The 6,641-nt window shown below is 61.4% G+C and carries 8 protein-coding genes; 2 read left to right on the top strand and 6 right to left on the bottom strand.

Annotated elements, in window-relative coordinates; translation table 11 throughout:
* Nucleotides 1-109: 109 nt before the first annotated feature.
* The 4 genes from MAXJ12_RS26315 to MAXJ12_RS37840 form a co-directional block, all read right to left on the bottom strand.
* A complete protein-coding gene (locus MAXJ12_RS26315; protein ID WP_008839134.1) occupies nt 110-691 on the bottom strand; it encodes a VOC family protein in 582 nt (193 codons plus the stop codon).
* 31 nt (nt 692-722) lie between these two features.
* Complete coding sequence (locus MAXJ12_RS26310; RefSeq protein WP_008839133.1) at nt 723-2,024, bottom strand: phenylacetate--CoA ligase family protein; 1,302 nt, start codon at nt 2,022-2,024, stop codon at nt 723-725.
* A gap of 3 nt (nt 2,025-2,027) precedes the next feature.
* The gene (locus MAXJ12_RS26305) at nt 2,028-2,816 is read right to left on the bottom strand and encodes a citryl-CoA lyase (protein ID WP_008839132.1); all 789 of its coding nucleotides are present in this window, start codon (nt 2,814-2,816) and stop codon (nt 2,028-2,030) included.
* Between the two features lie 388 nt (nt 2,817-3,204).
* Nucleotides 3,205-3,489, bottom strand: coding sequence for a hypothetical protein (locus MAXJ12_RS37840; RefSeq protein ID WP_157999668.1), 285 nt, complete (start codon nt 3,487-3,489; stop codon nt 3,205-3,207).
* 167 nt (nt 3,490-3,656) lie between these two features.
* Here MAXJ12_RS37840 and MAXJ12_RS26295 point away from each other — a divergent pair, with 167 nt between their 5' ends.
* Nucleotides 3,657-3,848, top strand: coding sequence for a hypothetical protein (locus MAXJ12_RS26295; RefSeq protein ID WP_008839130.1), 192 nt, complete (start codon nt 3,657-3,659; stop codon nt 3,846-3,848).
* Between the two features lie 419 nt (nt 3,849-4,267).
* Here the strand turns inward: MAXJ12_RS26295 and MAXJ12_RS26290 are convergent, their stop codons facing one another.
* Nucleotides 4,268-4,924, bottom strand: a complete 657-nt coding sequence (locus MAXJ12_RS26290) for a phytochelatin synthase family protein (protein ID WP_008839129.1) — start codon at nt 4,922-4,924, stop codon at nt 4,268-4,270.
* Between the two features lie 48 nt (nt 4,925-4,972).
* On the opposite strand from MAXJ12_RS26290, the gene MAXJ12_RS26285 reads away from it, so the two are divergent.
* Entirely contained in the window at nt 4,973-5,917 is a 945-nt protein-coding gene (locus tag MAXJ12_RS26285) for an adenylate/guanylate cyclase domain-containing protein (RefSeq protein WP_139044052.1), read from the top strand.
* A 286-nt stretch (nt 5,918-6,203) separates the two neighbouring features.
* On the opposite strand, the gene MAXJ12_RS37835 is transcribed toward MAXJ12_RS26285, so the two are convergent.
* A partial coding sequence (locus MAXJ12_RS37835) for a methyltransferase domain-containing protein (RefSeq protein ID WP_008839127.1) occupies nt 6,204-6,641 on the bottom strand: 438 nt, incomplete at its 5' end.

Genomic DNA, 6,641 nt, shown 5'->3' with positions numbered 1-6,641 from the left:
TGAACTCCAGCCCCGCGGCGCGAAGGAAAACCCGGACCGTCAGATTGTTGACGCTGGGCTTGATCACGTTGAGCTTGATCTCGGACATTTCAACTCCTCCCTTGGTGGTTCAATACGGGTTCTTGGGTTCGCGATCCGGTGACAGCGTCGGCCGGGAGCGCGCCGTCAGCGCCTCTATCGCGTCGGCGAGATGGATTTCGGCGATGGCGTATTCGTTCCTCTTCAACCTGATCTTGTGCGCTTCCATCAGGACGTCGGCGTGGGTGAAGCCGTGCGGCGGCTCGAACCGATACGAGGCAAGTTCGACCAGAAGGCCGAGCGGATCCTCGAAATAGATGGAATCCATGAAGCCGCGGTCCTTGACGCCGCTGTGCTTGATCTTGCGCTCGTCGAGCCGTTCCACCGCTTGCAGGAACGAAACGCGAGAAACCGAGAATGCGATGTGGTGAACGCAGCCGACATCAGTCGAAGTCCGTGTAGGATCGGGCTTGCGGTCGTCGTTGGTGAACACCGTGATCAGCCGTCCGTCGCCGGGATCGAAATAGAGATGGCTTTCGGAGGCGCGGTCGAGATTGGGCTGCTCGAAGATGAAGGGCATGCCGAGCACCCCTTCCCAGAAATCGATCGAGGTCTGTCTGTCGGCCCCGACCAATGTTATGTGATGAACTCCCTGCGATTGAAGCTTCCGCATTTGGACTTCCTCCTCCCACGAGCCGGCGCCGTCAGCGCTGTACCAGCTTCGACTTGTATTCACTGCGCTGAAGCGTGCCCCATGGCGCCAGATCGACCCGCGCCGCAAAGACGAGTACGTCGCGGATGCGCTTCTGGATCCGGGCGGCAAGTTCCGGGCCGCCAGCATAATCCTTTGCCAGTTCGACCACCACCGGCAAAGGCGGTTCCTGCCGCACGCCCGGATCCTGCGGCTTGACCAGGATTACGCCGCTCACATCGGGCATGAACCGGTTGACGACTTCGCGAATGGCCGAGGGAAAGACGTTGACGCCGCGCAGGAGAAGCATGTCGTCGGTCCGGCCGACGCAGCGGATCCGTGGCGCGGTGCGCCCGCACCGGCAGAGAGAGGTCCAGATCTGGACATGGTCGCGGGTGCGGAATCGCAGCAGCGGCGCCGCCTGATGGTTGAGATGGGTCAGGACGAGCTCGCCGCTCGCGCCGTCCTCCATGGCGATGGATGCGCCGGTTTCGGAATCGATCAGTTCGGAGTGGACAAAGCCACGGCCGCCAAGATGCATGCCGCATTGCTCCTCGCACTCGCCCCATAGCGAAACGCCGATGTCGCCGATGCCCATGGCCTCCGTTACTTTGGCGCCCCATGCCTGTTCGAGAAGCGCCCGCAGGGCCGGCTCGCCGCCGCCGGGCTCGCCGGCGACCAGCACGCGCTTCACGCTGGAGCCCCTGAGGTCGAAGCCCCGCTCCTCCGCCCACTCCGCGAGATGGGCCGCATAGGACGGCGTCATCACCACCGCTGCCGGCTTTAGGAGGCGGATCGCGGCCATCAGCCGCTCCGTATTTCCCGTGCCGACCGGAATGTGGGTCATTCCTATCCTGTCGAACGCGCCGAGCGCCGCGCCCGCCACAAAAGGCCCGGCGTTGTAGGTCGAGACGATCGCTTCACCCGGGCGGATGCCAGAGGCCGAATAGCTCCGGGCCGACGTCACGACCCAGTTGTCGAGATCCTGCGCCGTCAGGGGAATGAAGCTGGGCGTGCCGGTCGTGCCGCTGGTGGAAAAGATGCGCACGATTTCTTCCCTCGGCACCGCAAGATGCGTGCCGATCGGATGGTCGGTGCTGCACGACGCCCTGATCTCGTCCTTCTCGGTTAAAGGCAGCCTTTCGATCGACTCCAAACCGCCGATCACATCGGCGGTGGTGAAGCCGGCCTGCTTCAGCTTGTTCTGGTAGAAAGCCGAGCGGGCGAGAAGATATCCGACCTGCCGGCGGTATTTGGCGTCGTCCTGCCTTGCCTGATCGCGCCAAGGGCGGGTCTCCACCTCAGGATCGAACATGGCTCAGTCCCGCCCTTGGCGCCGTAAGGAAACGGCTGCTTCAGCATGGCCGGCCAGCACAAAGCCGATGGGGTTCTGCTGCTCTTCGGCGAGATGCGCGAGGATGCCGCCGGTTCGGGCAAGCAGCGGGATCGCCTTGATCATCGCGGGCGGGAAGTCGAGATCGAGCAGGACTGCGGCGATCGGCATCGAGACGTTCATGACCAGCGGCTTTCCCCAGACCTGCGCCACCGCTTCGCGCATGCGCCGCGCCAGGTCGACATGCGGGCCGCTGACGCCGCGTTGGTCGGCAAGTTCCAGGATGCGTTCGGCGCGCGGGTCGAGCGGCCGGTGCACGGGGTGGCCGAATCCTGGAGCCTTGCCGCCGGACTCGCGGATTTCGCGAGCCAACTCCAGGACAACCCTGTCGGCGTCCTCGCCTTCGGCCACCCGCTTCCGGGCCTTGGCCAGCAGCGCGCCACAGAGCTCGGAAGTGCCGAGCAGCACCGGCCCGCAGCCAAGAATGCCGGCGGCAAGCGCGCCCTGCAGCGCATTCGGATCGGCGGCGAGCGTCATCCGCGCAGCCTGGACTGTGGGCATCATGCCGTGCTCGGCGATCGCAACAAGCAGTAGATCAAGGAAGTAGCGCTGGTCCTCGGTCGGCTGGCGCCCAGTCAAAAGCAGATAGAAATACTCAGTGAAGCTCAGCCGCCCCATGAGATCGCCGCAGAGATCTCTTCCGCGCACTCCTACGGCGTCTGCCGTCGCGGCGCAGATTTCAGTGGTAGCCGCGCGTGCTTTGCCGATCTGCATCGGTGGCGTTTTCCACTCGAACGGTTCAATATCTTTGGCACTCGGATGCTAGACTGAAGACGGAGATCACACAACAGCGGGCGCTCTGTCGTGGATGCTTGCGATATCGTGCGGGCGTGCGCGGCAGCGGGACATTGGCTACGAATTTCCGCTTGTCCTAGCTCAGAGATTTTGACGTGAGTTTGCGTCGGAGCGCCACCCATGTGAGCGGCTCGCGAATGCGGAGGCCATAGCGACAGACCGGCGAGCAGGCCAGGTGTCGGCGTTCCTGACAGCTGCGCCAGCGCATCTGGTCGGTCATTCGCTTGGAGGGCGGCTTGCCCAGGCGCCCGCGCAGCGCTGGCCGCAGAGTGTCGGTCAAACCATTCTGATCTCGACATCCGTTGCGCTACGCGAGCGCCGCGGCTGGCTTTGCTCCGGTGCCGCGCCCATCGACGAGAACTTCCTTGCCTATGCGCGGCGCGAAAGTGCTGCGGTGCCGGACGGATCTGGCGATCGATCTACTTAAGAGCAACTCCCTACGATCCGTCTCCGCTGCTGCAGAATATTTCGGCAACGACACCTGCGTGGCGAGGAGGACATGATTGCGACCGCCGAGCATCGGGGGCACCTGAAGGGTGGTATAGCTGGCGCGGAGCTGTTTTCCCTTCCTGGGCACGGCCACGATCTCCATTGGAGAAAACCCGAGGACGTAGCGCGCTTACGGGCATTTCTTGGGTGACCCGCCGGATTTAGACGCCTCGAAATGACTGAAATGGGAGCAGGCATGCGGGGCAGCTGCTTGAAATCTGCCGCCTGGCGGGCATCGAGGATGCCGAGGTCGGGCAGCGCAACGGAAAGGTGCGCTTCAACCCCATCGATGCCCTCTTATCCACCGAGCACGCCTGCGTGTGGACGCTAGGCGGCCTACTCACCGAACAGTTCGATCGGCTTCTGAAAGAACCGGAGACAACGCTCAGGCCCTTCGTGATCAATGGCGGGACCGTCGAGTTCGACATGCCGTCGCTCATCATAAGGGCGCTGAAAGCATAGGCGGACAGTTTGGTGTCGGGCCAAGGCCGCCTGTGCGCGAACAACCGATCTCATAGCGACGACACCGCGGTTGCCACTTGAGATCGAATTGATTGATCGCTCCATGCTGCTCTCACCTCGCCTCACCACGGCGTCAGCCGTGGCGAGCAGGCCTATTTGGACTGGCTGAGATCAGCCCCGTCGGTCACTACGTGTAGGTCGGGAAACTGGCGATGCTGGCTCATTGCTGTATCGCGGCCGAACGGGAAGCTTCCACCTGGTTGAGACGTGGAACGCTCCATCACGGTATTAATCCGATCCGATGCCCCTGCCGGCTCGATGGCGCCAGCTCCTGACATTGCGGAGGGCGCAAAGAGAGTCCGAGGAAGCGCTTTGGTCATTGTGCCGGGACGAAGCACCTGCGTAGATTGGTGGCGCTATCACTCGATCAGGAGTAGTCCCCGTTTATTGTCCCCATCGAACGTGTCCATGGCGGCAAACAGGCGCTCACGCTCAACCAGCCACGGTTTGTAGTCTTCATTGACGTCGAGCACGAGCACGAGGTCTTGAGCTTCCAAATACCCTCCAATGGGCGAATGGTGGCCCACGCCAGAGCCGAATATCTTCTCTCGCGTGAAATTGATGACATAGCGGCGGCCCGGATCGTTGCTGCGTTTCATGTGCTCCAGGAACTCATCCGCGGTGATGTCGCGCAGTAGTGAGACCTGACGTTCCGTGTGCTTGCGGGCGACAGTTGCAAGTTCGTCCAGCGTGAGACCCATGATGCAGAAGCCCGTCCAGCACATCCCGGTTCCTTCCAGAACTTCACTTTCTGTGCTCTCCTCTTCGCCCATCGAACGGAACACGTTGGCAAGGCTGGCCGGGCCGCACAGTGATCCGTTCGATTGCCAGGAAATGTTCGACCGAAACATCGCGGCAACTGGAAGCGCCCAGGCGCGCTCCATGAGTTCCGGCGCGCGTGTCACCGAGGATTGGATCACATCCTCGGGAACCTTTGACGGACCAGCGGCGACCAAAAGGGCGGCCGCAAGCAAGCCGAGGCCGCCAACGGCACCAAGTATACGCAGGCGCTTCATTAACGTGCTCTCCAGTTACGACCGACTGAGACTACTCCTTCTTGGTCGCTGGGAGTACTATGCTTCAGGTGGCAGCGAGAGGCGGGTATTCAGTTGCACTTTCTAGGATACGCGGCGGGCGCCGTGCTGGTGTGGGGGATCCGGCCTGTCGCCCCTCTGATCGTAGTAGCGGTGGTCGCTCTGGTTTTTATTGTTCTCTTGGAGATTTTTGCTCCAAACGACGGTGGCTTGCTCAGTGGAACAGCCATGCTGGGTGGCTTCATAGGGTCGGTGAGCGCGGCGACCGCTATCATTGTAGCGGTCGTGTTCTACGCCGTCCGCGAAACTGAAAAAGCCGAAGCTGTTGCCGAGTTTGAGTTTGCACGATCGGAGACCCTGCTGCGCAACATCCTTCCAGGAGCAGTCGCCGACCGGCTGAAATCGCGAACAGAGAAGGTGATTGCAGACAGGCACGACGAGGCTTCAGTCCTCTTTGCAGACATGGCCGGCTTCACGGCTGCCGCCGGAGAGACATCACCGCCCGATCTCGTGAGCTTCTTGAACGAGGTCTTCACGGCATTCGACCATCTGGTGGAGCGCCATGGGCTTGAGAAGATCAAGACGACCGGGGACAACTACATGGTGGTCAGCGGGGTGCCTGTTGCAAGGCAGGATCACGCCGCAGCACTTTTGCGGCTGGGCATCGATATGCTTGATAAAGCGAAGCACATGCACTATCCAAACGGGGGTAACGTTTTCATCCGGATCGGCATTGCCAGCGGACCGGTTGTCGCTGGAGTCGTTGGTATGAAGAAATTCTTCTACGACGTCTGGGGTGACACCGTGAACGTTGCGTCGCGCATGGAGTCGACTGGCGTTCCGGGTCGAATTCAAGTTGCTCCAGAGACTTACCGTCGGGTGCTGGACGAGTTCGAATTCGAGGAACGCGAACCTGTCGAGGTAAAGGGAAAGGGCAAGATGACCACGTGGCTGTTAATGCAGCCGCCGAATTGACGGGACTGAGTTTCTGAGCCAAACGCCAACAAAGCATAGGCCGGATGTAGGCTTTCGGGAAGGAAACGTGTTTAGGAATGTCGTGTTTGGGGTCACGAGCGCTGGTTCGGCCCAAAGTCCGGTTTCTGGAAGGAAAATGGGGCCCGGAAGGTCGGGATTGGAAATCCGCTGGTTCCGGTGAAGGCTCGCTTTCCGGGAGCAAATTTGATCTGGGAATGTCTGACTAAAGTCAAACTTTGCCCGCCCCGTGCCTCCTACGCAATCGAGATCAAGCCTGCGCGGAGCTTTACTCCGGCTTCGTAGCGCAGATTGCAAAGCGATGTTGAGTGGCACGTTCGAGAGCCTTGGGCCAACTCAGCTGTCGAGCCTGGGCGCGATGGACCGCGCCCAGTTTCCAGTCGACGACGGGCTGCTCGAACCCGGCTTCGGTCAGCAAACGACCTATGTCTTCCGCCCGTGCGCCGCCCGAGAAATGGACACGGGCAAGAATGCTCAGATGGCGCTTGGCCATGACAGCGCCGTCATTGTCCACGACCCGCGACTTGCCGGTTGTGACCTTCTCCCAAAGTTCCCGCAAACTCGTCGCCCAGTTGCGGCTGACAAAATCGCCGTCGATGACCAGCAGCTTGCCGCCGGGCTTCAGCAGCGAGAACCATTCGGCAAACGCAGTCTTCGGATCCAGCAGCGTCCAGACCAGGTGACGAGTGACGATGACATCGTAGCG

Origin of the sequence: Mesorhizobium alhagi CCNWXJ12-2, assembly GCF_000236565.1 — a bacterium.
In the GTDB taxonomy this organism is placed as follows: domain Bacteria; phylum Pseudomonadota; class Alphaproteobacteria; order Rhizobiales; family Rhizobiaceae; genus Allomesorhizobium; species Allomesorhizobium alhagi.
This window is presented reverse-complemented; position numbering and strand designations above follow the sequence as displayed.